Origin of the sequence: Natrinema hispanicum, from assembly GCF_004217335.1 — an archaeon.
In the GTDB taxonomy this organism is placed as follows: Archaea; Halobacteriota; Halobacteria; order Halobacteriales; family Natrialbaceae; genus Natrinema; species Natrinema hispanicum.
Genome location: NZ_SHMP01000005.1, coordinates 456,558 through 480,367 on the forward strand (window position 1 = coordinate 456,558; position 23,810 = coordinate 480,367).

Genomic DNA, 23,810 nt, shown 5'->3' on the forward strand with positions numbered 1-23,810 from the left:
ACTCGACGAAACACGGACCCAGACTAGAGGTCGACGTACTGTTCTTCCCACTCGCGGCGGGCCTCGAGTTCACGCCGGCCACGGCGAGTGAGCGTATAGAAGTTCGTTCGGCGGTCGCGTCGGCCCTTTTCGACGAGTCCCTTATCGACGAGGGTGTCGAGGTTGGGGTAGAGCCGACCGTGGTGAATCTCTTTCTCGTAGTACTGTTCGAGTTCGTCTTTGATCGCCAGTCCGTGGGGCTCCTCCTCGCCAGCGATGACGTAGAGCAAGTCACGCTGGAATCCTGTCAGGTCGTACATTGGGAAAGTACCAATCGCACTTACTGTCGAATTTTAATAAGGCTATCGGGTTGTTTCGATCGAAAGAGGGTTATTACCAGCGAGACGTGTCGTTTCGGCTTCGAGAGACCCATAATGACTATGACGAATCGGTCGGTGATGCTCTCATAATGTGCGGTTCATGTTTACAGTCCAGATATTTTGTTTCGACACAATTATATAGGATGATCCATCACTAGAGACTTCGGCTCGAGCGAGTATAGACGAGTCTCACCAGTCGACAGTATCACAGTGAAACAGGAAAGCAGATCGCGTGACGGAAAAATGTCACGCGACCGCTTGCCGCCCTGAATTGGTCCCCGCTGACGCTTCGGCCCTCCAAGCGAAGCGTCACGTAGAAGACTACGTTGTGTATACTTAAATGTAACGGCAGTGCTGACCGCAGACGCGGCCACTGATCCGGGCCTCGCCTAGATGTGTTCCTCCTCGAGTACCCAGCCGAGTGCTCGCTTGTAGTAGGTGAACATCTCTTCGACGCCGTCGTGGCGCATTTCGTCGCTCTCTAAGTGCTCTTTGAGGAACTCGTACTGTTCGCGGATTTCGGCTTCGTCTCGCATACTCGTCACTATCAGGTGAGAACGGAAAAACGCCGCTACACCGTCTCAATCGTCCTCGCGTCACGACGGGCGAACCCGCATCCGTTTCACACGGAAACACCTGTCTTTCGGGGCGAAACAATGTAGAACGACAGCGTGTGTCTCTGTCTACTCTGACCGATCGTTGAACGAGTCCGTTTGAACAGCACCCACAGACCACCAACTCGGATTGGGTTGCTGTGACTTGTCGTTGCTGCCGTTAATTGGCTGTTAGCGACGGTCGTCCCATCGCGTTCGGTCACCCGAACACCGCCTTGAGCCGTCTTTTTCGTCTCACAGTCTGTCAGTAACCGTGACGGTCGCGAACTGGGTCCGGTGAGATTTTTTGTGCGCCGTCCGTAGCGAGACCCATGAAAATCCGGGGCGAGCGCGAATGTACTGAGTGTGGGACCCGCTGGTCGTACTACGAAACTGGGAGCGTCGGGTGTCCGGCCTGTGGCAGCCTCCAGAGCGTTGGTGTCGACGAACGGACTGAACACACCGACATGCAGGTCGCGTTCGATCTGACCCCCGTCCGAAACGCGATCGACGAGGTCGAATCCGACGATCTCGCCGAGCGAGCCCGCGACCGGTGTCGCGAGTACGTTCGTCGCCGCGGATTCGTCAACGCCGGTACCCTCCGTGAACTCGACGATACCTATCTGGCCGCGATCGAACTGCTTCACGTCGCCGACATCGTCGCCCGCGAGATTCACCTCGACGAACGCGAAGAATTGTACTTCCTTGCCCTGCTCCGCGATGCCGACCAAGGCGAGCGCCCGCCCGTCGCAGACGTTCCGAAATCGCTTCGCGCCGCTCGCGGACTCGCGTACGCAAACGCCGTCCGCGAATACCGTCGCGACATCCGTACGTGGGCCGAGGATCGAGAGCTAACCACGAGCGAACGAGGGGCCCTCGAGACCCTCGGCGAACACGTCACGCGGGCCCGAATGCTCGACGGTGACATCGAACCACGGGCCGCTGAACAGCTGATCACGGCGACTCGTGATCTGGCGAACGGCCTGCGTGGCGACGAAATGGCGTTCTCGCAGGCCCAAGAGCGGTTGACGAGCCTCGAGTTCGGCGAAACTTAGGGCAGGTCGACGGCGACGTCTTCCTGCAGGCTTGCGGCTTTGACGGTATTATATAGTAACATCGCGCGTGTCATCGGGCCGACGCCGCCGGGAACCGGCGTGATGGCGCTGGCTTTCTCCTTTGCGCTCTCGAATTCAACGTCGCCGACGAGTTCGTAGCCCTTCTCGGTGTCTGCGTCGACACGGTTGACACCCACGTCGATCACGACCGTCCCCTCCGAAATCATCGAACCGTCGACGAGTTCCGGGACGCCGGCGGCGGCGACGACGACGTCCGCGCGTCGGGTCTTTTCGGCGAGGTCCTCGGTTCGGGAGTGACAGACCGTCACCGTCGCGTTGCCGTCGTCTGCCTTCTGGATCAGCAGGTTCGCCAGTGGCTTGCCGACGATGTCCGAGCGGCCGACGATCGTTACGTCCTTGCCTTCGGTGTCGACGCCAGCAGACTCGAGCAGCTTCTGGACGCCGTGGGGCGTACAGGGTCGGAAGCGAGCGTCACCGGCGACGAGTCGGCCGACGTTCTCGGGGTGGAAGCCGTCGACGTCTTTCGCGGGATCGACCCGGCGGATCACGTCGCGGTAGTCGACGTGGTCCGGGACGGGTGCCTGGACGATGTAGCCGTGAACGTCGTCGTTGTCGTTGAGGTCCGCGATAGTGTCGAACAGTTCTTCAGCCGGGGCGTCACCGTCGACGTCGACGTGGTGACTCTCGATGCCGACCTCCTCACAGTCGCGCTGTTTCATGTTCACATAGGTCTGGCTCGCCGGATCATCGCCCATGAGGACGGTCGCCAGCCCTGGCCGTGCGCCCGCGTCTGCGAGTGTCTCAATCGCCTCTGTCAACTCCTCTCGAATGTTACTCGCAACCGCGTTGCCGTCGATGATCTCGGTCATTACTCGAGTGGGCGACCGCGAGGCTCATTAATCCCCGGATTCGTGCGTAGAATCGCCCTCAATTCGGTTCGGATATACACGTCTATGTATATCATCGTCGAACTGCTCGTCGACTCAGTCAGAGCGCAGCGACGACCGTTCCTGCCACTCGCGAGTTACTGAGACGGACTCCTCTCAGTCAGTGCTGGCGCACCCGCGACGGGACGGTACGCAGTAGTAGCAGACCGTCTGACAGCGAGACGGCAGCAGCGAAAACGAATGCGTCGTCAGCTATTCGTACAGCGGGTTCTCGTCACACAGCGTCGCGACTTCCTCGCGAACCTCCTCGAGGACGCTCTCGTCGTCTGGGCTGTCGATGACGCGGGCGATCAGGTCGGCGACCTGTCGGCAGTCGTCCTCGTCGAAGCCACGCGTGGTCAGTGCTGGTGTGCCGGCACGGATGCCGCTGGGATCGAACGCCGAGCGCGTTTCGCCGGGCACCGTGTTCCCGTTGAGGACGATGCCGGCCTCCTCGAGCGCTTCTTCGGCGTCGCCACCGCTCGTGTCGGGGTGGCTCTCGCGGAGGTCGACGAGCACGAGGTGGTTATCGGTGCCCTCAGAGACCAGCGAGAAGCCGTGCTCCGAAAGGCGCTCGCCGAGGGCCTTCGCGTTTGCGATCGTCTGCTCGGCGTAGTCCTCGAATTCCGGCAGGAGTGCCTCTTTGAAACCGACGGCCTTGCCGGCGACGTTGTGCATGAGCGGGCCGCCCTGGCCGCCGGGGAAGACGGCGGCGTCGATGTCGTCGGCGTACTCCTCGTCACACATGACAATACCGCCACGTCCCGAGCGGATCGTCTTGTGCGTGCTGCCGGTGACGAAGTCGGCGACACCGACCGGCGAGGGATGGATGCCGGCAGCGACGAGCCCCGTGATGTGAGCGATGTCAGCGAGGTGGAGCGCGTCGACGTCGTCGGCGACGTCCTGAATTCGCTCCCATTCGACCTCACGCGGGTACGCGGAGTAGCCCGAGACGATGATGTCAGGCTCGAACTCGGCTGCGTGCTCAGCGAGCCCGTCGTAGTCGAGATAGCCCGTCTCGGCGTCGACCTCGTACTGTTCGACTTCGTAGAGCTGGCCGGTGAAGTTCGCCGGGTGGCCGTGGCTTAAGTGGCCGCCGTGGGTCAAGTCAAGCGAGAGGATCTTGTCGCCGGGCTCGAGCATCGCGAAGTAGACGGCCTGATTGGCCTGCGTGCCCGAGTGGGGCTGGACGTTGACGTGCTCTGCGCCGAACAGCTCCGTGGCGCGATCGATCGCGAGCTGCTCGACCTCGTCGGCGTACTCACAGCCGCCGTAGTAGCGCTCGCCGGGGTAGCCCTCGGCGTACTTGTTCGTCAGGGCGCTGCCCTGCGCGTCGAGGACGGCCTCGCTGACGTGGTTCTCGCTGGCGATCATCTGGAGCGTCTCGCGCTGGCGCTGTACCTCGCCCTCGAGGGCGTCTGCGACGGCGGGATCGACGTCCCGTACCTTGTTGTGGTCCATATCCGAATTGCGGTCTGGCGGCTGTATAAGTGTACCCTTCCCCGGCAAGTCGAGCCACTACTGGCTCCATCACGACGAGGCCGACCCGGCGGCTGAGCAACCGTTGGACGATAGGCACGCCGCTCACTCGAGTGGAGCGCACGGCTCCCCGTCGGACCCGCGGAGACGCAGACAGCGCCGGACTCGAACGCCCGGCTGATGGAGGGGCCGGTCTCGCTGGCGAACTTATATTCATAACATCCCGATACAACTAACTTATACGAGTGACATTCAGCTAACTAAATGATTTGGTGGGAGGTAGATGGCGACGTTCTTCACGTCACCGACGCTGACAACGCCGAGTTGACAGTCGAGGGGGTTGATATCGCCGTCGATAGCGCTAGTGTCGACATCCCGCGTCCCGCTGACGAGACTGTCGCCGTAACGACTAACAAACTCCGTTTCCCGCACGCGGTCGTGTACGCGTTCTCGCTCAGCTGCGATGATCACCGCGAACTCGACCCTGGTGGCGAGCCGCTGTCACTGCCGCCCGGCGAGTACATCGTCGACGTCGACACCGAAATCAAGTCCTACCTCCGGTTTTCCGGCGCGGCGACGATCGAACGGACGCCCGATTACGAGGAAGTCATCATTTCCTTTCCGACGCGAACGCGTGTCGTCCTCGGCCTCCGGTGTCGACACGAATTCCCTGTGGGAACGATTACCGTCCCAGACCGCCCGTCTGCGATCGCCGACGCCATCACACATATGGCTGCCTCACACAAGACCGACGGCCCCGATCGTTCGTATCCCACACTCCGGGGCCACCCGGCACTGGTCGAGCACGGTGACTCCCTCGAGATCGCTGACTGCATCCGGTCTGGGACTCCTGACCACGGGATCGAACTCGTCGTGCCACCCAACTACGAGTCGCTGTTCGTCACTGCGCCGCTTGCCTACTATCTTCAGGCAACGGTCCGGACGACCGACGACTGCCGTCACGTCTCATCCAGTTCGGGTCCAGATCGTCCGCGACTCCGACTCGTCGACCGGGGGCACGACGTGGCGCTCTCACCGATGCCCGAGTTAGAGCACGACGTTGCACGGCTGCTCCGGAAGACGTTCTTCCTCGACTGTCTCGTCCGCAATGCCGGCCCCTACGGGACGACCCTCGCCGAATACAGTCTGCTCGAGTCCCTCGACCTCGACGCTGACACGCTGTACGACGCCTCACCGCAGGATCGCCTTGCAGCCTATCTCGACGTGCCCGACGCGGCTATCAAACACCGACTCCCCGAGTGGCATCTCTCGACGTACGTCACACCCGCGTACGAGAGCGTCGAAACGCTGCCGTTCTTGCTCGACCGACTGAGCATGATCTATACCCCGCGCAGTTCCGAGCTCGAGGGACGAGAACTGGTCGAACGCTCGCTCGAGGATTTCTATCGTGGCCTCGATTCCGGCCACGGCTGGACCGAGCAGCCGTGCGCTCCGTCTGCAACCAGGGCCACCACCGGGCAGGTCGCCTCGGTCGACATCCTCAAACCCGACCTCCGGAGCGGCCGCGCCCACGGCTGGCTGGCCGACGGCGTCCCGATCGACGCCTTCAAATCTGCACCCGAGGCCTACGACAACCGCCTCGACTATCTCGAGCGAGCGGACGACGCGATCTCGATCTATGTCGTCCTCAACGATCCGGAGATGGCCGGCGAACACGACCGCGTTGCCGAGATCTACCGCCAGCGCTCTGAAGAACTGACGATCGATCTCTCCGTCGCGGAATCGCTCGAGACGGCCACACTCGCCCGCGTCTTCGAGGACGACCACGACTTCGTTCACTACATCGGCCACTGCGAAACCGGCGGGCTGTGCTGTCCCGACGGCACGCTCGCAGCCTCGAGCCTCGAGTGCTGTAATGTCCAGACCTTCTTTCTCAACGCGTGTGGCTCCTTCCATGAGGGACAGAGCCTGATCGAGAAAGGCAGCGTCGCCGGCGCGGTGACGTTCACCAAAGTCCTGAACGACCACGCCATCAAGGTCGGCTCGACGTTCGCCAAACTGCTGGTTCACGGCTTCAGCATCGAGCGAGCGATAGATCTCGCCCGCCGGCGCATCATGATGGGGAAAGACTACACTGTCGTCGGCGACGGCACCCACTCGCTCACACAGGGCGACCAGCCACCAACCACTGCGCGACTCGAGGAACTCGAAGCCGACGGCCGGGAAACGCAGTATCGCTTGAGTCTCGACTGTTACTCGATGCGAGCAGCCGGCTCATACTACTTCCCGCACACCGAGACCAACGAGTACGCCTATCTCTGCGGGAACGACTCGACGTTTACGTTGACACGATCGGAACTGGTGACGATGCTCAAAGAGACGGACGCAGCCGTAATCTACGACGGGGACGTGTACTGGTCGGACGCACTCTGGCCACGATTCGATCGGTAACTGTCGACACGGACGATGAGTGGCAGCTTCAGTTCGTCTGTCGAACCACTATCGACTCGGAACCACCAGGAGACGAAGTAGCTGGTGTTGATCTCGGGATTTGTAACTTTGCCGTCGTCTCGGTCGGTGGTAAATCCGTGTTGGATCCGGCGGCACACGCAAAGCGGACGAATCCTACTTCGCAAAACAGAAGCTGAAGTGTAGTGGTCCCTCATCTCGCGAGGCCACACGTCTCGACTGGACGCGAACAGGTCGTCAACCGCGACCGATACTATCCCAATTCGGTCGGGATTCCCGTGACTTTCGGCGCGGACGGATCTCAAGGACCGCCGTACGTGCTGACCCGTTCTGTCCGCACAGTACTCCGTGACGATCGAGTCCGGTCCGACTCGAGGTCTCCTCGAGTAATGACCGCTCGAACGCCCCACCATAGGTTCTGTCGAACACTCATACGATAGCAGAGTAACACGTTTGTTGTTTATAGTTATTGGTACTAGTAACGAAAACCCACCCTCAGCCGCTCTATTACCAATCCTCGTTTCCAATTGCATCTCTATCAACCCATATCTGTATAAGAGATAGCGATATTCCGTCGGCGAACTAACGTGTTCTTGGACAAAAATTACCGTTTCGGTACGGTACGAGAAGTTCTGCTGCCCAGATGGCCGCCAAAATTAAGTACTGCGCTCTCAATTACTTCTGTATAGGCATGACCTCGAATTTACTCAACCATCAGATTGACGATATTCTCGAGTCAGTGCTCGAGGATGCAAGCGGTGATATCTTCATGGTGAATCCATCGCACGATGCCATCGAAGAGTTCGTCTCCGTCGCCACCACGTTCGACGGCGACCTTCCCGCAGTACAGATGCTCGCCGACGAGCGCACGCTGAAAGACATCATGGACGATTTCATCGTCGCCTCGAACGCGGCCGATCTTATCAGCGAGGGCGCACTCGCGTTGCGAACGCTCGAGCAGGCCCCCGAAAACTCGCTTTTGATCACCGAGGACCGCGTCGTCGCCGTCGTCCACGCCGGTGACCGCGTCGGCGGCCTCGTCACCGACGCCGAGGACTTCGTCGCAGACACCTACGCGACCTACGAGGACCGCTGGGCCGACGCATCCGAATTCAACCTTCGGACGCCGCCGATCACGGATGTCCGCGAAACGCTCGCCGACGAGATCAGCCCCGATGCTGAAGGCGACTTCACGGCGATTCTCGACTCGCTCGAGACTGCCCGCGGTGACGGCGATGGTCTGGATGAAGTCACCATCTCCTTGCTCGTCGCCGCCAAAAACGAGGCCCTGCTCTACGATATCAGCAAGTGGGGCGAAGACGTCGGGATCGCCTCCAAGGCGACCTTCTCGCGGACGAAAACCAAACTCGAGGACATGGGTCTGATCGACACCGAGAAGGTCCCGATCGACGTCGGTCGCCCGCGGCTCCGGCTCAAGATCGGCGACGACCGGCTCAAAGAGGCCGACAACGGTCAGCTCGCGACGGTTGCGCAGTCGATTCTCAACTAACAACCTTTTACGCTGCGGTCTATCACGAGCGAGGCACACAGCACCTCGCTCGCGATGTCCCTCGGTAAAAGGTTGATCAAAAGCACTCCGCCTTCCTCTCCGTTCGCGTTGCTCACGTCGAGTCAGTTGTCGGCCCGCTCGCTCCCTGCGGTCGCTCGCGGTGAGAGTAGGTAACGGCCTGCCCTCCCCCGAGTCGCGCGCCCTCACTATCGTTCGGACGCGCTCCCGGCCATGGTGTTCTGTATTCGGCTGTTCGTTGGCGCTATCGCATGGCGCAAACCCCAAGTCGACCCCGTGAGACGATTCGAGTATGTACGAGGCCGTCCATGCCCACCCCGACGGACAGAGCACGGTCGCCAGACTCGCGAAAACGGCGGCCGATTACGGGTTCGAGGGCGTGGTCGTGCGTAATCACGCGGACGCTCGAGCCGAGTACGACCCCGATCGAATTCGCGACGAGTACGGGATCGATGTCGTCGAGGGTGTCGAGATTCGGACCGACGATCGACAATCAGCCAGCGGTGCGGTGGGAAACTACCGGACCACCGAAACGATCGTCGCGGTCCACGGCGGGACGAACGCCATGAACCGGTTTGCGGTCGAACAGGCGAAAGTCGACGTGCTCGCACACCCGATGGCCGGCGATGGCGATATCAATCACGTCCTCGTGAAAGCCGCGGTCGAAAACGGCGTCCGCCTCGAGTTCGACCTCTCGGGAGCCCTCCGGCAAAGCGGCGGTCGGCGCGTCCGAACCCTCCAGTCACTGCGGAAGCTCCGGGAGATCGTCGACCACTACGACGCGCCGTATGTCGTCAGCGCTGAGCCAACCTCACATCTCGAGGTGCGCGCCCCCCGTGAACTCAAAGCACTCGGCGAGGAGATCGGCTTCACACGCGAGTTCATCGAAGACGGGCTCGCGGAGTGGGGACGGCTCGCCGAGCGAAACCGCCACATCCACTCCGAGTCGTTCATTGAGCCCGGCGTCGAACGGGGCAGGTATGAAGAAGAGTCTTGAAGAACATGCCGCCCGGTTCGACGAGAAAGCCGGCGCGTACGACGACCCGAAGTCCGAGGAGTACCACGCCTGTGCGAATTTGGTCGTCGAGCACGCCGCACCCGAGTCCGACGACGTGGTCCTCGATCTCGGTACTGGGACGGGAGCGATCGCGCTTGCACTCGCCCCCGATGCAGCGCGCGTCGTCGGCCGTGACATCAGCGATGGCATGCTCGAGCAAGCCCGACAGAAGGCCGACTCGTCGGGCCTCGAAAACGTCGCGTTCGGCCACGGCACGTTCCGAGAGCCGGACTACGAGGGGCCGGTCGACATAGTCACCACGAACTTCGCGTTCCATCACCTCTCGGACGACGAAAAGCGAGAGGCGATCGACGTCATTGCCGCCCTCGAGCCCCGAAAATTCGTCCTCGGCGACGTGATGTTCTTCGGCGATCCAAACCCCGACGACCCCTTCTATACGCCTGCTGTCGACGATCCGGCGACTGTCGGAACCCTCGCTGACGCCTTTACCGACGCCGGCTTCTCGTTGACGGCGGTCGAACGCGTCCACGACCAGGTGGGCGTGCTGGTCGCGGAACGGAATCCAACTGGCGGCGACGTGGCGACCGACGAATGAAACACCTCCCGAAACATCTCCGGCCGCGCTGGCGCTATCTCGCCGTCGAACTCGAGACGTGGCCGGACGAGCGGATCGGCAGGCGATCGTTCCAGCGCGAACTGTGGTATGCAGGCCAGAACCTGCTCGGTGATCCGGGTAGCGCCGACGCCGATCTGACGGTCATGCGGTTTTCCTTCGCCGATGGCCGGGGCGAGGCGATCGTCAGAGTTCGTCGCGGCGAGACCGAGCCCGCTCGCGCGGCGCTTGCATGTCTCGACGAGATCGACGGCGCACCCGTCGGGATTCGCGTCCGGGGTATCAGTGGTACGATCCGTGCCGCTGAAGAAAACTATTTACGGCGACGCGGGCAAGATTCCGAAGAGAGAAACGTCGTGTTCGGGAACGAGGAGCGAGTCGCTGTCCTCCGGGATCGCGTTGGGGATGTCCGACTCGATGAGGCGTTCGCGGGCGCGACAGACCTCGATTACGATTTAGCGTGATACTATGCAGGGACAAGCCCAACAGCAGGCGTACGACCGTGGCATCACGATCTTCTCGCCCGACGGCCGACTCTACCAGGTCGAGTACGCTCGCGAGGCGGTCAAGCGAGGCACAGCCAGTATCGGCGTCCGAACGAACGACGGCGTCGTACTCGCCGTCGACAAACGAGTCCCCTCCCCGCTGCTCGAGGACTCGAGCGTCGAGAAGATTCACAAGGCAGACGACCACGTCGGCATCGCCAGTGCGGGCCACGTCGCCGACGCCCGCCAGCTGATCGACTTCGCCCGCCGTCAGTCACAGGTCAACCAGCTGCGCTACGGCGAGCCGATCGGTGTCGAGACGCTGACCAAGGAAGTCACCGACCACATCCAGCAGTACACCCAGGTCGGCGGTGCCCGCCCGTTCGGTGTCGCGCTGATCGTCGGCGGCATCGACAACGGCGAACCACGGCTGTTCGAGACCGACCCCTCGGGAACCCCCTACGAGTGGAAGGCCCTGGCCGTCGGAGCCGACCGCGGTGAACTCCAGAACTACTTAGAGGAGAACTACGACGACGAGGCTGACTTAGACGGCGGCATCCAACTCGCCCTCGACGCACTCGCCTCGGTCAACGATGGCTCCCTGCTCCCCAACGAAGTGGGACTGGCAACCGTCGACGCCGAAACCGAGACCTTCGAACAGTTCGACAAAGATCGGATCGAGGACTACCTCGAGGAGAACGACCTCCTCGACACCGGCGACGACGAGACGGCCGACGAGTAACGCCTCACGAATCCGTTTTCGCGTTCGTTACCACCCCTCGAGTCGGCTGTCTCCCTCTCGCCGCGCCGATGCCGTGCCCATCCGACCGAGGTCGCTCGTCGGGAAACACTCTTTAAATTGGCGAGGGAATCGTGAGGTATGATTTCGCTCGACGAGGCGGTGACGGCGCGACTCGAGTCCCACGGGGCGCGCTTCGAAGTGTTAGTCGATCCGGACGCAGCACTGGCGATCAAACGCGACGAGTTCGATGGCGACCTCGAAGACGTCATCGCAGCCGAGGACGTCTTTGAAAACGCTTCTCGCGGCGACCGACCGGCCGAAAACGACCTCGAGAAGGTCTTCGAGACGACGGAGCCACTCGAGATCATCCCCGAAGTGATCAAACAAGGGGAGATCCAGATTACGGCCGAGCAGCGCCGCGAGATGCAAGAACAGAAGCGCAAGCAGTTGATCGACACGATCACGCGCAACGCGGTCAACCCGCAGATGGACAACGCGCCCCACCCGCCCGAACGGATCGAGAACGCCTTAGAGGAGGCTGGCTTCACCGTCGATCCGATGGAGCCAGTCCAGGCACAGGTCGACGACGCCCTCGACGCGCTGCGGCCGGTCATCCCGATCCGGTTCGAGGAAGTGACCGTCGCGGTGCAGGTGCCCGCCGAACACGCCGGCAGCGCACAGGCACAGATCCGTCAGTTCGGCGACTTAGAACGCGAAGAGTGGCAAAACGACGGCTCGTGGATCGGCGTGCTCACGTTCCCAGCAGGACTGCAAAACGAGTTCTACAACGAAGTCAACGAATACACCAGCGGCGAAGCTGAAACGGAGATTATCAAGGACAAAGACGACCTGTCGACCCAATAGCGCTCAGGCAGCGCGTTATCCTCGTTTGAAGCCGATCACGAAGCCGCCGGTAAAGCCCGCGCCGAGTGACAGTGTCGAAATGAGTGACTGAACCACACTGGTCGCTGTATCCTGTGCCTGTGCTTGTGTGTGCAGAATGCCCGCCGAGAGTCGGTTCCAGTCGACGGTGATGATGCCCTGGGACTCGAGATAGCGAAAGAGCATCAGCTGAACGCCGACCATAACCGCAAGCAGTTTTGCGATCTTTTTGGCGGCAAAACCGATGAGGCCGCCGATAATAGCACCGCCCCCGAACTCGAGGCCGAGTGCAGTCGGATCGAGATCGATCATCACCCGCATCAATTCGAGTCGCTTCCTATGACTTTTGTGATCGCACGACGGCTGTGTGGCCGAGTATGCAGTGACGTTCAGTGGCGACTAGAGCCGAAACGCGGCGACCCTGTCACCGTATCGCTTCCACGGCACACCCTCGAGCGAATCGGACGATAGGTTCGGGCACTGGATTCAAGACGATTCGTCACGTACGAGCGGCTATGAGCCACGTCCGTCCAACGGAGGTGTCCGACCGGCATCGTTAGCGGAACCGGGTCACTGCGGCAGTGTCCATCTCGTCGAGTCGCTCGGCGCGTGCAACCGTCGCCGCGTCGGCTCGGCGAGCGATGGCACTCGAGTGAGTACGCCCGACCGCACCCGGCGGACGCAGCTCTCTCTGTATGAACACGATAATCGTCAAACGCGTTGATTCAGGCACGCCCGATACGAGCGAGATTCGCGATCTGGCCCGGGCGGCGGGATACACCGTCGTCGGCGAGGTCACACAGTCCAGACGGGCCGATCCGGCCCTCCAGATCGGCGAGGGGAAAGCCGAGGAACTGGCCGCGTTAGTCGAGGAAACGGATGCGACGACCGTCATCTTCGACAACCGGCTCGGTCCCTACCAGACGTACAACCTCGGCAAGCTCCTGCCCGAGGGCGTCGAAGTCATCGATCGATTCACGCTCATCCTCGAGATTTTCGGCCAGCGCGCACAGACGCGCAAGGCCCAGCTCCAGGTCGAACTGGCCGAACTCCGCTACGAACTGCCCCGTGCGGAGGCAAAGACCAGCCTCGCAAAGCGCGAGGAACACCCCGGCTTCATGGGGCTTGGTGAGTACGACGAAAGTCGCGAGCAGGACATCAAAGCCCAGATCAGCCGGATCAAAGACGAACTCGAGCGGATCGAGCAGACCGAACAGCAACGCCGAGAGCGCCGACGCGACTCGGGGTTCGATCTGGTCGCGCTGGCCGGCTACACCAACGCGGGCAAATCGACCCTGTTGCGCCGGCTCGCGGCCGATCTCGAGGTCTCCGAAAACGAGGATCTTCACCCCGATCTGGACGCGACGGCTGAATCGAAAGACAAACTCTTCACCACGCTCGGGACGACGACCCGGCGTGCGGACATCGACCGTCGGGACGTGCTAGTGACCGACACCGTCGGGTTCATCAGCGATCTCCCCCACTGGCTGGTCGAGTCGTTCAAGTCGACGCTGGACTCGGTCTACCGGGCGGATCTGGTCTTGCTCGTCGTCGACGTCAGCGAGCCGATCGACGAAATCCACGAGAAACTGGTCACCTCCCACGACACCCTCTACGAACGCAACGAGGCCCCGATCGTGACCGTTCTCAATAAGATCGATCAGGTCAGCGACGAGGAACTGGCCGAAAAGCGGGCTGCCCTCTCGTCGCTTGCGCCGAATCCAGTCGCAGTCAGCGCCAAGGAAGGACAGCACATCGACCGGTTGCTCGAGCGGATCGACGAGGAACTGCCCGACTGGGAGGAAGAACGGCTGTTGTTGCCGATGACCGACGACACGATGAGCGTCGTCTCGTGGCTCCACGACAACGCCCACGTCGACGACGTCACCTATGGGGACGAAGACGTCGTCGTCTCCTTCGAGGCTCGACCAGCAATAGTCTCGCAGGCGCGCTCGCGCGCGAGCGAACTGCGGACGGCCGCGGCCGAATCCGCGTGAGCCTCGAGTCGGTGTCGACCACGACCGACTACTGGTGGGTGGTATCGTTGGCTTATGTTGAAATAGTGAGTCAAGCAGCGAACACTGTCACGACCCCCCACATATAAACCACTGACTAGAGTCACCTGGCATATGGAACGTGTTGCAATCATTGGTGCCTCGATGACCCAGTTCGGGCAACGCGAGGGCGAGTGGATCACGGACCTCCTTGCGGAGGCTGGTATCGAATGTCTCGGGGATGCAGGTGTCGACGCCGACGACGTCGAACATCTGTACGTCTCGAACATGGCAAGCGGCGAATTCGAGGGACAGACGGGAGTCCCGAACGCGCTGGCACACGACCTCGATGCGATGCCGGCGTACACACAACGGATCGACCAGACGAGTTCCAGCGGCGGTGCGGGGATTTACGCCGCCTGGCAGTCGGTCGCCAGCGGGGCCAGTGACATGACCCTGCTCGTCGGCGGTGAGAAGATGACCCACAAGACCACCGGTGAGGCCACCGACGTCATCGCGTCGCTGACCCACCGCGACGAGTACAAAACCGGCGTCACGCTACCGTCCTTTGCCGGCTTGACCGCACGCCACTATCTCGAGCGATTCGACGCGCCTCGCGAGAGCCTGGCGAAAGTCGCGTCCAAGAACCACAAAAACGGCGTCGACAACCCCAAGGCCCAGTTCCAGAAGGAAGTCGACGTCGAGACGATCCTCGAGTCGCCGATCATCGCCGATCCGCTGCGGCTGTACGACTTCTGTCCGATCACGGACGGCTCGGCAGCGCTGATGCTCTGTCCCGAGTCGGTCGCCGAGGAATACACCGACGACTACGTCGTTATCTCGGGGATCGACGGCGCAACGGACACTCACGTCGTCCACGAACGCGAGGATCCGACCGTGATGGGCGGTGTCGTCGAGAGCGGCAAGGGGGCCTACGAGATGAGCGGCCTCGGACCCGACGACATCGATGTCGCCGAACTCCACGACATGTTCACCATCCTCGAGTTCCTCCAGATGGAGGGACTCGGTTTCGCCGAGCACGGTGAGGCGTGGAAACTCGTCGAGGAGGGATACACCGAGCGAGATACCGGCGAACTGCCGATCAACACCTCGGGTGGCCTCAAGTCGAAGGGCCACCCACTGGGGGCAAGCGGCGTCGCACAGGCAGTCGAGATTTACGAACAACTCATGGGCGAAGCAGGGCCACGACAGGTCGAGGCTGAGACCGGCCTGTGCTGTAACGTGGGCGGATTTGGCAACTGTGTGATTACTACGATCATGGAGGCAGCACAATGACGATGGAAGCGACACGCTACGAGAACGGTTCGATCAGCTACCCCGGCCACCCGCGCGGTCCCGGTGGTTCGAATCCGGCGGAAACGATCGATCTCAGCGAGTATACCGCAGAGGTCATCACGTGGACGACTAGCACCGCGACGCCGCCGGGCGTCCGCGAGCCCAACCACCTCGCCATCGTCGAGTTCGACGTGGATGGCGAATCCGTCCGCGCGATCGGCCAGCTGACGACCGGCGATGTCGAGACCGGCGACGAGGTCCTGCCGGTTCACGTCGACGAACTTCGCGAGCCCGGTGCCGGCATTCGCGAACCGGAGAGTCAAGACTGGGACGGCTACCGGTTCGAGCCGGTCTAAGGACGCTCGTCTCCGTCATCGCTTTTTTCAGATCCATCAGTGTCGTCAGCATCGTCATCGTCGGTATCGGCATCGTCGCTCGCACTCGAGTCGGCAGCATCCTCGCCGTACTGCTCTCGCAGCGTCTCGAGTTCGGCGTCGACGTCGACGGCTGAGTCGGAGTCGTCACGATTCTCGTTGGCCGGTTCCCCGGCGTCGCTTGGCGGTCCGTCTGCGATGTCGATCGAGACCCCAGTCGCTGCTGATTCTGACGCGCTCGACTGGGAGGTCCGGTCGGCGGCCTCCCGGAGACGCGTGTCGACGTCGTCGCGAAGCTGGCGGGCTTCCGAAAGGAGATCGCGCGCCCCCTCGTCTGCGGGTAAACTCCCCTCCGAGACGGCCCGATTGAGTTCAGTCAGGACTGTATCGAGTTGTGAGAGCGTCGTCCGTCGAAGTTCACTTGCGCGGTCGCTCGTCGCCTCTGCAGCCGTCGACGTCCGGTCGCGAGCTGCCCGCTCAGTTCTAACGATCTGTAAGCCTCGCTGGAACGCCTCGAGCGCGCGGACGTTCGCCTCGAGGATGGCCAGCGCGGCGGGAAGGGCCACCTCGTCGGTGAGTCGGAGCAACTCTCGCGGTGTCGGCGGTCGCAGCGGCGGCCGAAAGCGCCGGCGAGGCTCCTCGAGTTCCGTTCGAAGCTCGTCGATCGTTCTCGTCAGTTCGCGAACGGCGTCGACGAGTTCGTCGTCACGGTCGGTCATACGTGACTTACGGCCGCGTGGCTCAAAAAGCGGCCGCTCAGCGTATTGGGTTCCGGCCGATCCAAGCGTTTTTACCCCCACCGAACCGCTGAACGGATGTGCGAATCGAGAACAGCTTCATTCCCGTTCGTGGCGTCGGGGAAACCACCGAACGACGCCTGTGGGAAAACGGCGTGACTCACTGGGACGAGTTCGACGGCAGTGTCGTCGGCTCGACGCTTGCGGATCGGATCGAGACGTTCATCGACGAGGGCCGAACCCACCTCGAGCGTGGCGACGTCTCCGTCTTTGCGGAGGCGCTGCCTGCTGCGAGTCGCTGGCGGTGTTACGAGAACGTCAGCGACGAAACCTGCTTTCTGGACATCGAGACGACCGGCCTTAGCGCCGAGACGAACCATGTGACGACCGTCAGCCTCCACCAGGGCGGCGAGACGAAGACGTTCGTCAAAGAACGCGATCTGACGGGAGACCGTCTCGCACGCGAACTCGAGGACTCGGCCCTGCTCGTCACCTTCAACGGACAGCGATTCGACGTCCCGTTCCTCGAGACCTGTTTCGACGTCACCATCGACGTCCCCCATGTTGATCTCATGTATCCCTGTAAGAAGATCGGGCTCGACGGCGGCCTGAAGACGATCGAACAAGAGTTGGGTATCGATCGGGACATGCCCGACATCAGCGGCCGCGATGCGGTGCGCCTCTGGCACGAGTACGAACGCGGCGACGACGGTGCCCTCGAGACACTTATCGAGTACAACCGCGCAGACACGGCCAATCTAGAACCGTTGATGGAGATCGTCGCCGATCGGCTCCACGAGCGCGTCTTCGAGGCTGCGCTGGCTGACGAGTGAGCGGGTCGCGGCGAAATTGAGGGGGCTGGCCAGCATCGTCCTCGCTCCGAGAGAAAGGGGACAGCGACGACCGTGCGGCCGCTCGTCACTTCGGAGACCGTTTACTCGGCCGACCCCACGTGTGGTGAACGCAGGGTGGGCTTCGAAAGAGACGCCGTCACTCGAGGTCGGACACCTCGACCTCGCCGTCGCTCGTGACGACGATCCGGTAGCCACAATAGGAGAATTCGACGCAGCCGGTCGGTCGCTCACGGCCGTTCTCGCGGGTCGCAAAGAGCGCGTCGAGCGCCTCGGGATTGATGACGTCGTAGAGGGCATCGTATTCAGGCGGTTCGAGGTTGAGTGGATCGACGCCTTCACGCTCGGCGACGGCCTCAACCACGTCGAAACTTACTGACTGCCCGACTGTCGGTTCCGAGCGATCGACTGAGAGTAGCATTGGCCGGACTCTTACATCGATCCAGTATAAATCCTCTGACCTCAACCTGATCGCAAAACCCAGTTCTGTCTATTATAGCTCGAATGTGTGCAATAACGTATTTATTGTGCTTTTATAAATAAATCATTTAAACTATTTCACACGGTCTAAAACAATTCAAGAATCGACATCTATCGGACAATCAGTGATTATAGCGACAGGAAAACCGCAAGCCTGCGGTCTCGTTCGATTCGGTTGCGTTATATGTTCGGCATGGACTCTCTCGTCGTCCGCTTCGTGTCCGCGCTGGTGAAATCCAGTTCGAGCCACCGGGCGTGAGACTCGATCTACAATGTCGCTTACATCTCGAATCAGTTGATGGCCGGCAGCCACAGCTATCCACCGAATATGTTCGCAATGAGGTGTTTACACGCGCGAGCAGTATCGTTCACGTATGGGAGCTAACCGAGCCACTGCCACCGAGACCGATAGTCGAAGCGACGCCACGACGACGGTGACGGTTCGCTGTACCGGCCACGTCCGCGACGCCGTCGGCAGTCACGAACTCACGTTCACGTTCGATGGCACCCGGCTCCGGGATTTCCTCGAGGCCTTTTTCGAGGAGTACGGCCTCGAAGACATGCTCATCGCGGAAACCGAGTCCGAGGCGACCCACAGTGGGTGGGCACCGGTACCCGACGACTTGCCCGGGACGTGGCGGAAGAATCCGGAGGGTGAGCAAACGCGGCCGTACGCACGGGTCTGTGTCAACGGCCGGTTCAACGAACACCTCGGCGGGTTCGAGACGGAACTGACCGACGGGGACCGTGTCGCGCTGATCTACCCCTTCATGTTCTGCTGTTGAACGGACGTGCTGACAGATGGACTCATACGGATTCCTACCAGTCAGCGCCGGCGTCCCTCTCTCCATCCATGCGAGTGTGCCGAAAAGTAGTGACAACGGGCTGTCGCAGACGGTCTGCTGTACCGATTTACTGGTGGGACCGCAGTGCGGGTTGCGGGTGCACCGGAACTGACTGACAGGAGTCCGTCTCAGTCCGCGGCACCGCCGGCCATCGATCCTGCCTCCGTACCGAAGACCTCGTTGTCGGTGAGGTAACACTGCGGATCGGGCTCGAAGAGGTCGCCGGTCGCCGCCAGCGCGCGCAATCGCGAGGCTCCGCGACAGATCGACTGGTACTGGCAATCGGCACACTTTCCTTTCAGGTGCTCCTCACGGTTGCGAAGTGCCTCGAGCAGCGGGTTCGACTCGTCCTCCCAGATCTCGCCGAAGGGCCGGTCCCGGACGTTGCCGAGACTGTAGCCCTGCCAGAACTGGGTCAGGTGGACGTTGCCCTGATAGTCCACGTCGGCGATCCGCTCGCCGGTCGGGTCGCCGCCGTTTCGCTCGAGGTAGTCGTAGACTGCCTGCGCTTTCGCCTCGCCGAACTCCTCGCGGGCGTACTCCACGAGGAAGGCAGCGTCGGCGTAGTTGCCAACTAACAGGGTCTCGATCTCCTCGCCGCGGTCGTGGTACTCGAGGGTCATGTCCGCCACACGGCGAACCGCCTCGCGTTTCTCCTGTGGGGAGAGGTCAGCGTCGACGATTTCGGCCCCGCGGCCGCCGTAATCGAGGTGATAGAAACAGAACCGATCGAGCCCTTTCTCGGCGAGTAAGTCGACGACCCCCTCGAGGTCGGGTGCGTTGGCTTCGGTGATCGTATATCGCAGCCCGGTCTTGAGGCCGGCCTCGAGACAGTTCTCGATGCCGCGGACGGCGGCGTCGAACGCGCCGTCCTCGCCGCGGAACCGATCGTTTCGCTCGGGGAGGCCGTCGACAGAGATACCGGCGTACTGGAGCCCGGCATCACGCAGCGCCGCGGCCTTTTCGCGGGTGATGAGGGTGCCATTGGACGATAACACCGGTCGGAGCCCCTGATCGGCCGCATAGGAGACGAGTTCGACCAGATCGTCGCGCACGAGCGGTTCACCGCCCGAGAAGAGCACGACTGGCGCGCCGTAGTCGGCGAGCTGGTCGAGAAACGCCTTCCCTTCGGCGGTCGTGAACTCGCCGGACGCGGGGTCGAGGTCTGCGCCCGCATAGCAATGCGAACAATAGAGATTACATCGGCGGGTCGTGTTCCAGACGACGACCGGCCGCCGCTGTTTCTTTTCGGTGATCTGTGGTTTCTTAGAGCCCTCGGCCGCGTCGTAGCGGAGTCCGTCGCCCTCCGCGTCGAGATCACAGAGCAGTTTGCTGATCGAAATCACGCGTCCTGCACCTCCGGTTTCCCGTCGGTCCCTTCGTTGACGCGCGATTCCTCGCCCTCGGTGTCGGTTGTGAGCCCTCGCGTCGAGTACCGTTCGACTGCCTCGGCCGGGCAGAGCCAGACGTCGGCGGCGTCCCAGCCGAACAGGCGGGACGCGTGTTCGTGAGCTTCCGTCGCGCTCGCGGCGGCGACGCTGCCGACGTGGCGCATCGAATCGGCCGCCTCGACGCGAACGAAGATTTCCCACTGTGGGGTCGGGTTCCCTCGCTCGTCGCTCTCGACGAGAGACCGGCGTGCGTTCTCGACCATACTGACACCTACGAGACGATACCGAAGGCCGTTCCGTGACCTCCCAGTGTGTGGGAACACCTCCCTCCCCGGTCGAACATCTTCCCGTTTTCTCAGCCATCGGGAACGACGGGTCGTATTTTCGGCTGTTTGACACCCACCTCCCGATATGCGTCCCGGCACACTCGAGACAGCCCAGCGACCGTTCGTCCTCATCTGGGAACTCACCCAGGCCTGTGGCCTCGCCTGTAATCACTGTCGAGCCGACGCCAAGCCCCAACGTCATCCCGACGAGCTCTCGACGGCGGAGGGGAAGGCGCTGCTCGAGGACGCGGCCGAATTCGGCGACGGCCAGCTGGTCGTCCTCTCGGGCGGCGACCCGCTCGTCCGCGACGACGTCGAGGAACTGATCGCCTCCGGTGACGATCTCGGACTCCGGATGACGATTACGCCCAGCGGGACCGGTTCGCTGACCGCAGACCGCATCGAGGCGATGGCTAATGCTGGCCTCAAGCGCATGGCCGTCAGCCTCGACGGTGCCTCAGCTGAGACTCACGATGCCTTCCGCGGGGAGGAGGGCAGCTTCGCGGAGACGATCCGAGCCGTCGAAGACGCTCGCGCGGCCGGTCTGCCGGTCCAGGTCAACACCACGGTCTGCCAGCAGACCGTCGACGAACTCCCCGCGATTCGGGAGCTGTTGGCCGACCTCGGGGCCGTCATGTGGAGCGTCTTCTTCCTCGTACCCGTCGGCCGCGGCCAGATCCTCGAGCCGATCACACCGGAGCGGGCCGACATGGTGATGGCGTGGCTGGCCGAGGTCAGCGAGACGGAGCCCTTCGGGGTCAAAACGACCGAAGCCCCGCAATATCGGCGGGTCGTGATGCAACGACGGGGAGAAACAGCCGATGGGGGCGAGAAAGGGGCCGCGCCCGACCCAGGCGTCAAGCGCCGGACCGGTATCGTCGCAGGCGACGGCTTCGCGTTCGTCAGCCATACGGGCGAGGTGTTCCCCTCGGGGTTCCTCCCTGAATCCGCGGGGAACGTCCGCGACCGGCCGGTCACCGATAGCTACCGGAATTCGGCGTTGTTCCAGTCGCTGCGCGACCGCGACCGGCTCTCGGGCAAATGCGGGGCCTGTCCGTACCGCCACGTCTGCGGCGGGAGCCGTTCGCGGGCGTTCGCCCACACCGGCGACCCGCTTGCGAGCGATCCGCTCTGTCCGTTCGTCCCCGAGGTCTACGACGGCCCCCTCCCCTGGGATGACGCGGACAGCGGGGCTCGCGGCGTCTCGAGCGGTGGCTGATACGGTCTGCTGTCACGCTGTCCCGGTGGGCCCGCAGTGCTGGTCGCGGTCCCACCGGAACTGACTGACAGGAGTCCGTATGACCGGCACAGTCGACGGGACGGCGATGTGGCTCACGTCGAACGCGACAGATCGCAAAAAACGGATCGCAATCGCAGTCGCTCGTCGGCGTTACTCGAGGACGACCAGCGTATCGCCCATGTCGACGCTCTCGCCTTCTTCGACGGCGATCTGCGTGACTTCGCCGCCCTGCGAGGCGACGATGTCGTTTTCCATCTTCATGGCCTCGAGCACGACCAGCACGTCGCCGGCGGCGACCTCGTCGCCTTCCTCGACTTCGACGTCGAGGATCGTGCCCTGCATCTCGGCGTCGACGGTCTCGCCGTCGCCCGCGATGTCGGCCTCGTCGCTGCTGGAGCCGCCTGCCGGCTCCGGACGGCTGGCCTGTGCGCCGCCGGCGTCGATGTCGCCGGCCGGGATCGCAGGTGCGCCGTGTTCCTCGAGTTCGACCTCGAAGCGCTTGCCGTTGACTTCGACCGTGAACTCGCGTTCGACGGCCTCCTCGTCGTCTTCGCTGGCACCGTCGCCGGTGTCGCCGCCCCACTGCTCTTGGGCTTCCTCGATGCGCGTCTCGTCGAGTTCCTCGTCGAGATACTTCGTGGTGTGTGTACTCGCGACGAACTCCTCGTCGGTCAGCATCAGCCGGTGGAACGGGATGATCGTCGGGATGCCCTCGATGTCGTACTCACGGAGCGCGCGCAGCGAGCGCTCGATACACTCGTCGCGGTCCTCGCCCCAGACGACGAGTTTGGCGATCATCGAGTCGTAGTCGGTGACGAGCTCGTCGCCCTGTCGGAGCGCGTCGTCCATCCGGACGCCGATCCCGCCTGGCGGGTCGTAGGTCTCGAGCGTGCCACCGGTCGCGGGCGCGAAGTCGTTGGCCGCGTTCTCGGCATTGATGCGGAACTCCATCGCGTGGCCGTCGATCTCGACGTCGTCCTGTGCGAAGTCGAGTTCCTCGCCGGCGGCGATCTGGATCTGGCGCTTGACGATGTCGATACCCGTGATCTCCTCGGTGACCGTGTGCTCGACCTGGATCCGCGTGTTGACCTCGAGGAAGTAGAAGTTCGTGTCGGGACCGAGCGGGCCGTCACGGCCGGCGTCCTCTTCGACGAGGAACTCGACGGTGCCGGCGTTGGTGTAGTCAGCAGCCGAGACACCGCGACGGGCCGCTTCGCCGATCTTCTCGCGCAGTTCGTCCGAGAGCGCCGCCGAGGGGCCTTCCTCGATGACCTTCTGGTGGCGGCGCTGGAGCGAACAGTCACGCTCGCCGAGGTGACGAACGTTGCCGTGTTGGTCGGCGACGATCTGGACCTCGATGTGACGCGGGTTCTCGAGGTAGCGCTCGAGGTAGACCGAGTCGTTGTCGAAGTAGGCCTCACCTTCGCGCTGGGCGCTCTCGAGTTGGTCTTCGACTTCGCTCTCGTCCCAGACGACCTTCATGCCGCGGCCGCCACCGCCACCTTCGGCCTTGATGGCAATCGGGTAGCCGTGTTCCTCACCGAACTCTTTGACCTCCTCGGGGTCGGTGACGGGATCGGTCGTCCCGGGGACGATCGGCACGTCGGCCTCGTTCATGATCGTCCGGGCTTTGGTCTTCTCACCGAGCGCTTCCATCGAGTCGCCGGACGGGCCGACCCAGGTGATGCCGTCGGTCTCCTCGACCTTCCGGGCGAACTCGGCGTTCTCGGCGAGGAAGCCGTAGCCGGGGTGGATGGCGTCGGCGTCGGCCTTGCGTGCAGCCTCGATCACGGCCTCGTGATCGAGATACGAGTCAGCCGCTCGTGCCGGGCCGACGTTGTACGCCTCGTCCGCGTAGCGGACGTGCCCCGAGTCCTTGTCGGCCTCGGAGTAGATGGCGACAGTCCCGATATTCAACTCTTCACACGCCCGCATGACGCGGACGGCGATCTCCCCGCGGTTGGCCACGAGAACCTTCCTGAACATTCCTGTCGAAACCGTCGTGAGGGGCCTACGTTACTTTTTCGCAACTGATTCGTCGCAACAGGGTGTTTTTGTTATTTATCAAACCATTATCGCGGACTGAACGAGGTGTGTTCCATGGTAGTTATGGACAAGCGTTATCCGAACTGAGCCCCTGAGTTG

24 protein-coding genes and 1 pseudogene are annotated in these 23,810 nt (G+C 62.5%); 15 read left to right on the forward strand and 10 right to left on the reverse strand.

Features of this window, described 5'->3' with window-relative positions; genetic code table 11:
- Window positions 1-23: 23 nt before the first annotated feature.
- Both BDK88_RS14300 and BDK88_RS21260 read right to left on the reverse strand, forming a co-directional pair.
- Window positions 24-299, reverse strand: coding sequence for a PadR family transcriptional regulator (locus BDK88_RS14300; RefSeq protein WP_008010057.1), 276 nt, complete (start codon window positions 297-299; stop codon window positions 24-26).
- 449 nt (window positions 300-748) lie between these two features.
- Window positions 749-895, reverse strand: coding sequence for a hypothetical protein (locus BDK88_RS21260; protein ID WP_008010059.1), 147 nt, complete (start codon window positions 893-895; stop codon window positions 749-751).
- A 389-nt stretch (window positions 896-1,284) separates the two neighbouring features.
- On the opposite strand from BDK88_RS21260, the gene BDK88_RS14305 reads away from it, so the two are divergent.
- On the forward strand, window positions 1,285-2,007 hold the full coding sequence (locus tag BDK88_RS14305; RefSeq protein WP_130501013.1) for a DUF7117 family protein: 723 nt from the start codon (window positions 1,285-1,287) through the stop codon (window positions 2,005-2,007).
- Here the strand turns inward: BDK88_RS14305 and folD are convergent.
- Entirely contained in the window at window positions 2,004-2,897 is an 894-nt protein-coding gene (folD, locus tag BDK88_RS14310; RefSeq protein WP_130501014.1) for a bifunctional methylenetetrahydrofolate dehydrogenase/methenyltetrahydrofolate cyclohydrolase FolD, read from the reverse strand. The genes BDK88_RS14305 and folD overlap by 4 nt on opposite strands.
- 270 nt (window positions 2,898-3,167) lie before the next feature.
- A complete protein-coding gene (gene glyA, locus BDK88_RS14315; protein WP_130501015.1) occupies window positions 3,168-4,415 on the reverse strand; it encodes a serine hydroxymethyltransferase in 1,248 nt (415 codons plus the stop codon).
- Between the two features lie 282 nt (window positions 4,416-4,697).
- Between glyA and BDK88_RS14320 the strand changes: the two genes are divergently transcribed.
- The 8 genes and pseudogenes from BDK88_RS14320 (at window position 4,698) to BDK88_RS14355 (ending at window position 12,113) form a co-directional block, all read left to right on the forward strand.
- Window positions 4,698-6,845 carry a hypothetical protein gene (locus tag BDK88_RS14320; protein WP_130501016.1) on the forward strand — a complete coding sequence of 716 codons (2,148 nt, stop codon included), beginning with the start codon at window positions 4,698-4,700 and terminating at the stop codon, window positions 6,843-6,845.
- 14 nt (window positions 6,846-6,859) lie between these two features.
- A pseudogene (locus tag BDK88_RS22345) lies at window positions 6,860-7,104 on the forward strand (transposase); the annotation flags it as partial.
- 450 nt (window positions 7,105-7,554) lie between these two features.
- Entirely contained in the window at window positions 7,555-8,373 is an 819-nt protein-coding gene (gene tbsP / locus BDK88_RS14330) for a transcriptional regulator TbsP (protein ID WP_130501017.1), read from the forward strand.
- A 310-nt stretch (window positions 8,374-8,683) separates the two neighbouring features.
- Complete coding sequence (locus tag BDK88_RS14335) at window positions 8,684-9,388, forward strand: RNase P subunit p30 family protein (RefSeq protein WP_130501018.1); 705 nt, start codon at window positions 8,684-8,686, stop codon at window positions 9,386-9,388.
- Entirely contained in the window at window positions 9,372-10,004 is a 633-nt protein-coding gene (locus BDK88_RS14340) for a class I SAM-dependent methyltransferase (protein ID WP_130501019.1), read from the forward strand. The genes BDK88_RS14335 and BDK88_RS14340 overlap by 17 nt, the downstream gene beginning before the upstream one ends.
- The gene (locus BDK88_RS14345; protein WP_130501020.1) at window positions 10,001-10,486 is read left to right on the forward strand and encodes an Rpp14/Pop5 family protein; all 486 of its coding nucleotides are present in this window, start codon (window positions 10,001-10,003) and stop codon (window positions 10,484-10,486) included. Before BDK88_RS14340 ends, BDK88_RS14345 begins: the two co-directional genes overlap by 4 nt.
- A 4-nt stretch (window positions 10,487-10,490) precedes the next feature.
- Complete coding sequence (gene psmA, locus BDK88_RS14350) at window positions 10,491-11,249, forward strand: archaeal proteasome endopeptidase complex subunit alpha (RefSeq protein WP_130501021.1); 759 nt, start codon at window positions 10,491-10,493, stop codon at window positions 11,247-11,249.
- A gap of 138 nt (window positions 11,250-11,387) precedes the next feature.
- Window positions 11,388-12,113, forward strand: coding sequence for a ribosome assembly factor SBDS (locus tag BDK88_RS14355; RefSeq protein ID WP_130501022.1), 726 nt, complete (start codon window positions 11,388-11,390; stop codon window positions 12,111-12,113).
- Window positions 12,114-12,128: 15 nt separating this feature from the next.
- Here BDK88_RS14355 and BDK88_RS14360 read toward each other — a convergent pair whose 3' ends face one another.
- A complete protein-coding gene (locus BDK88_RS14360; protein ID WP_130501023.1) occupies window positions 12,129-12,443 on the reverse strand; it encodes an FUN14 domain-containing protein in 315 nt (104 codons plus the stop codon).
- 383 nt (window positions 12,444-12,826) lie between these two features.
- Here BDK88_RS14360 and hflX point away from each other — a divergent pair, with 383 nt between their 5' ends.
- From hflX to BDK88_RS14375, 3 genes are all read left to right on the forward strand, one after another.
- A complete protein-coding gene (hflX, locus tag BDK88_RS14365; RefSeq protein WP_130501024.1) occupies window positions 12,827-14,128 on the forward strand; it encodes a GTPase HflX in 1,302 nt (433 codons plus the stop codon).
- Between the two features lie 132 nt (window positions 14,129-14,260).
- Entirely contained in the window at window positions 14,261-15,421 is a 1,161-nt protein-coding gene (locus tag BDK88_RS14370; RefSeq protein ID WP_130501025.1) for a thiolase family protein, read from the forward strand.
- Window positions 15,418-15,777: a nucleic acid-binding protein gene (locus BDK88_RS14375; RefSeq protein ID WP_130501026.1), complete on the forward strand. Its 360-nt coding sequence runs from the start codon at window positions 15,418-15,420 to the stop codon at window positions 15,775-15,777. The genes BDK88_RS14370 and BDK88_RS14375 overlap by 4 nt, the downstream gene beginning before the upstream one ends.
- Here the strand turns inward: BDK88_RS14375 and BDK88_RS14380 are convergent.
- The gene (locus BDK88_RS14380) at window positions 15,774-16,514 is read right to left on the reverse strand and encodes a DUF7547 family protein (RefSeq protein WP_130501027.1); all 741 of its coding nucleotides are present in this window, start codon (window positions 16,512-16,514) and stop codon (window positions 15,774-15,776) included. The genes BDK88_RS14375 and BDK88_RS14380 overlap by 4 nt on opposite strands.
- Before the next feature lie 98 nt (window positions 16,515-16,612).
- Here BDK88_RS14380 and BDK88_RS14385 point away from each other — a divergent pair, with 98 nt between their 5' ends.
- On the forward strand, window positions 16,613-17,365 hold the full coding sequence (locus tag BDK88_RS14385) for a ribonuclease H-like domain-containing protein (protein WP_008010093.1): 753 nt from the start codon (window positions 16,613-16,615) through the stop codon (window positions 17,363-17,365).
- 157 nt (window positions 17,366-17,522) lie between these two features.
- Here the strand turns inward: BDK88_RS14385 and BDK88_RS14390 are convergent, their stop codons facing one another.
- Window positions 17,523-17,804 (reverse strand): HalOD1 output domain-containing protein, encoded by a 282-nt coding sequence (locus BDK88_RS14390; protein WP_130501028.1) that lies wholly within the window; start codon window positions 17,802-17,804, stop codon window positions 17,523-17,525.
- A gap of 433 nt (window positions 17,805-18,237) precedes the next feature.
- On the opposite strand from BDK88_RS14390, the gene BDK88_RS14395 reads away from it, so the two are divergent.
- Entirely contained in the window at window positions 18,238-18,648 is a 411-nt protein-coding gene (locus tag BDK88_RS14395) for a MoaD/ThiS family protein (RefSeq protein ID WP_130501029.1), read from the forward strand.
- A 188-nt stretch (window positions 18,649-18,836) separates the two neighbouring features.
- Here BDK88_RS14395 and BDK88_RS14400 read toward each other — a convergent pair whose 3' ends face one another.
- Both BDK88_RS14400 and BDK88_RS14405 read right to left on the reverse strand, forming a co-directional pair.
- Window positions 18,837-20,054 carry a TIGR04347 family pseudo-SAM/SPASM protein gene (locus BDK88_RS14400; protein ID WP_130501030.1) on the reverse strand — a complete coding sequence of 406 codons (1,218 nt, stop codon included), beginning with the start codon at window positions 20,052-20,054 and terminating at the stop codon, window positions 18,837-18,839.
- On the reverse strand, window positions 20,051-20,362 hold the full coding sequence (locus BDK88_RS14405; protein WP_130501031.1) for an Htur_1727 family rSAM-partnered candidate RiPP: 312 nt from the start codon (window positions 20,360-20,362) through the stop codon (window positions 20,051-20,053). The genes BDK88_RS14400 and BDK88_RS14405 overlap by 4 nt, the downstream gene beginning before the upstream one ends.
- Before the next feature lie 148 nt (window positions 20,363-20,510).
- Here BDK88_RS14405 and BDK88_RS14410 point away from each other — a divergent pair, with 148 nt between their 5' ends.
- Window positions 20,511-21,644: a TIGR04053 family radical SAM/SPASM domain-containing protein gene (locus tag BDK88_RS14410; protein WP_130501032.1), complete on the forward strand. Its 1,134-nt coding sequence runs from the start codon at window positions 20,511-20,513 to the stop codon at window positions 21,642-21,644.
- 171 nt (window positions 21,645-21,815) lie between these two features.
- Here BDK88_RS14410 and BDK88_RS14415 read toward each other — a convergent pair whose 3' ends face one another.
- Window positions 21,816-23,651, reverse strand: coding sequence for an acetyl-CoA carboxylase biotin carboxylase subunit (locus tag BDK88_RS14415; protein ID WP_130501033.1), 1,836 nt, complete (start codon window positions 23,649-23,651; stop codon window positions 21,816-21,818).
- Window positions 23,652-23,810 lie beyond the last annotated feature (159 nt).

Bases quoted from the DNA above. Each gene is read 5' to 3' on its own strand.
- BDK88_RS14405 (WP_130501031.1), bottom strand. From the start codon at position 20,362: ATGGTCGAGAACGCACGCCGGTCTCTCGTCGAGAGCGACGAGCGAGGG.
- BDK88_RS14335 (WP_130501018.1), top strand. From the start codon at position 8,684: ATGTACGAGGCCGTCCATGCCCACCCCGACGGACAGAGCACGGTCGCC.
- BDK88_RS14305 (WP_130501013.1), top strand. From the start codon at position 1,285: ATGAAAATCCGGGGCGAGCGCGAATGTACTGAGTGTGGGACCCGCTGG.
- BDK88_RS14410 (WP_130501032.1), top strand. From the start codon at position 20,511: ATGCGTCCCGGCACACTCGAGACAGCCCAGCGACCGTTCGTCCTCATC.
- BDK88_RS14375 (WP_130501026.1), top strand. From the start codon at position 15,418: ATGACGATGGAAGCGACACGCTACGAGAACGGTTCGATCAGCTACCCC.
- BDK88_RS21260 (WP_008010059.1), bottom strand. From the start codon at position 895: ATGCGAGACGAAGCCGAAATCCGCGAACAGTACGAGTTCCTCAAAGAG.
- BDK88_RS14345 (WP_130501020.1), top strand. From the start codon at position 10,001: ATGAAACACCTCCCGAAACATCTCCGGCCGCGCTGGCGCTATCTCGCC.
- BDK88_RS14340 (WP_130501019.1), top strand. From the start codon at position 9,372: ATGAAGAAGAGTCTTGAAGAACATGCCGCCCGGTTCGACGAGAAAGCC.
- BDK88_RS14300 (WP_008010057.1), bottom strand. From the start codon at position 299: ATGTACGACCTGACAGGATTCCAGCGTGACTTGCTCTACGTCATCGCT.
- BDK88_RS14395 (WP_130501029.1), top strand. From the start codon at position 18,238: ATGGGAGCTAACCGAGCCACTGCCACCGAGACCGATAGTCGAAGCGAC.
- BDK88_RS14415 (WP_130501033.1), bottom strand. From the start codon at position 23,651: ATGTTCAGGAAGGTTCTCGTGGCCAACCGCGGGGAGATCGCCGTCCGC.
- BDK88_RS14360 (WP_130501023.1), bottom strand. From the start codon at position 12,443: ATGATCGATCTCGATCCGACTGCACTCGGCCTCGAGTTCGGGGGCGGT.
- BDK88_RS14320 (WP_130501016.1), top strand. From the start codon at position 4,698: ATGATTTGGTGGGAGGTAGATGGCGACGTTCTTCACGTCACCGACGCT.
- BDK88_RS14370 (WP_130501025.1), top strand. From the start codon at position 14,261: ATGGAACGTGTTGCAATCATTGGTGCCTCGATGACCCAGTTCGGGCAA.
- folD (WP_130501014.1), bottom strand. From the start codon at position 2,897: ATGACCGAGATCATCGACGGCAACGCGGTTGCGAGTAACATTCGAGAG.
- hflX (WP_130501024.1), top strand. From the start codon at position 12,827: ATGAACACGATAATCGTCAAACGCGTTGATTCAGGCACGCCCGATACG.
- glyA (WP_130501015.1), bottom strand. From the start codon at position 4,415: ATGGACCACAACAAGGTACGGGACGTCGATCCCGCCGTCGCAGACGCC.
- BDK88_RS14390 (WP_130501028.1), bottom strand. From the start codon at position 17,804: ATGCTACTCTCAGTCGATCGCTCGGAACCGACAGTCGGGCAGTCAGTA.
- BDK88_RS14380 (WP_130501027.1), bottom strand. From the start codon at position 16,514: ATGACCGACCGTGACGACGAACTCGTCGACGCCGTTCGCGAACTGACG.
- psmA (WP_130501021.1), top strand. From the start codon at position 10,491: ATGCAGGGACAAGCCCAACAGCAGGCGTACGACCGTGGCATCACGATC.
- tbsP (WP_130501017.1), top strand. From the start codon at position 7,555: ATGACCTCGAATTTACTCAACCATCAGATTGACGATATTCTCGAGTCA.
- BDK88_RS14355 (WP_130501022.1), top strand. From the start codon at position 11,388: ATGATTTCGCTCGACGAGGCGGTGACGGCGCGACTCGAGTCCCACGGG.